Here is a 1,605-nt window from a genome sequence, read left to right as displayed (position 1 = left end):
CCTCGACAGCGTCAAGTTGTTGAACGCAAGAGCAGTTTCCCTCGGCGGATGATCCACCGAGCTTGCAAGACCTGAACGTCTTCCACATTGCGTAGTCGTTACTTCTTCGAGTCTTGACGACGTGTCTCCAGGGCGGGAAGCTCGCCCGAGCCGAGTGGGAGCGCTTCCACCTGTTGAGCGACGAAGTCTGAGGAGGCTTCCCATGCCCATCGCACGAGCCGCAGGAAACACCCTGATACGCCTGGGCGCCGTGGCGCTGGCCTGCACGCTCCTCGCCGCCTGCGGATCCGGCTCCACCGGCGCGCAGGACGACGGCGGCAAGGTCACGCTCACCGTCGACCTGTTCGGCACCTTCGGCTTCAAGGAAGCCGGCCTGTACAAGGAGTACGAGAAGCTCCACCCGAACATCACCATCAAGCAGTCCGACACCCAGGAAGAGCGCAACTACTGGAAGGCGCTGCAGACCCGGCTCGCGGGCGGGGGAGGCCTCGCCGACGTCCAGGCCGTGGAGATCGGCCGGATCGCCTCGGTCGCGCAGCGGCAGAGTGACAAGTTCGAGGATCTGAACCAGTACGGCGCGGGCAAGCTCAAGGACACGTTCACCGAGGCCAAGTGGGAGGCCGCGACGACCAAGAGCGGTCAGGTGATGGGTCTCGGCACGGACACCGGCCCCGGCGCGATCTGCTACCGCACGGATCTGCTCAAGAAGGCCGGACTGCCCACCGACCGCGAGGAGCTCGCCCGGAAGTGGTCCACCTGGGACGGCTACCTGAAGCTGGGCGCGCAGTACATGAAGAACGCCCCCGCGAAGAGCGCCTGGATCGACAGCGTCCGCAGCGTCTACACCAACGTCGCCGGGCAGTACAAGGAGCGCTACTACAACACCTCCGGCAAGCTCGTCTACGAGAACAGCCCGGCCGTCAAGGAGGCCTGGGACCTCTCCGTCCGCGCACAGAAGGCGGGACTGAGCGCGAAGCTGGCCCAGTGGACACCGTCGTGGAACCAGGCCTTCGCCGCCGGCTCCTTCGCCACCCTCCCGTGCCCGGCCTGGATGCTCGGCTACATCAAGGGGCAGGCGGGCGACGCGGGCAAGGGCAAGTGGGACGTGGCCGAGATGCCGGGCCGCGCGGGCAACTGGGGCGGGGCCTACCTCTCCATCCCCAGGGCGGCCCAGCACAAGAAGGAAGCCTATGAACTCATCGCGTGGCTGACCGCCCCCGAGCAGCAGGCCAAGCTCTTCACCAAGATCGGCAACTTCCCCTCGAGCGTGCCCGCCATCGCCGAGGTCGCCGACACCAAGGACCCCTACTTCTCGAACGCCCCGATCGGCAGGATCTTCGGAGACGCCGCCAAGGAGGCTCCCGTACAGGTCCTCGGCGTCAACGACCAGGACATCCAGGAGCAGTTCGCCGCGGCGCTGTTCGAGGTGGAGAAGAAGGGCACCGCGCCCGACACGGCCTGGCAGCACGCCGAGAAGGGCATCCAGAACGCCCTCGGCTGACCCCGGGCCCGGTGCGGAGCAGCGCCTTCCGCGCGCCGGCCGGCCCTCGTCCGGCCCGGGGGACGACCCCGCCGTCCCCCGGCCCCCGCCCCCGTCCGCCGTCC

1 protein-coding gene is annotated in these 1,605 nt (G+C 68.0%); it reads left to right on the top strand.

The features are described from left to right. The first annotated feature begins 202 nt into the window (after positions 1-202). Positions 203-1,501, top strand: coding sequence for an extracellular solute-binding protein (locus GTW43_RS20050; protein ID WP_161303397.1), 1,299 nt, complete (start codon positions 203-205; stop codon positions 1,499-1,501). Positions 1,502-1,605: the final 104 nt, after the last annotated feature.

Origin of the sequence: Streptomyces sp. SID5785 (assembly GCF_009870065.1) — a bacterium.
In the GTDB taxonomy this organism is placed as follows: domain Bacteria; phylum Actinomycetota; class Actinomycetes; order Streptomycetales; family Streptomycetaceae; genus Streptomyces.
Note: the sequence above shows the minus strand (reverse complement) of the source record. Positions and strands in the feature narration are given on the sequence as shown.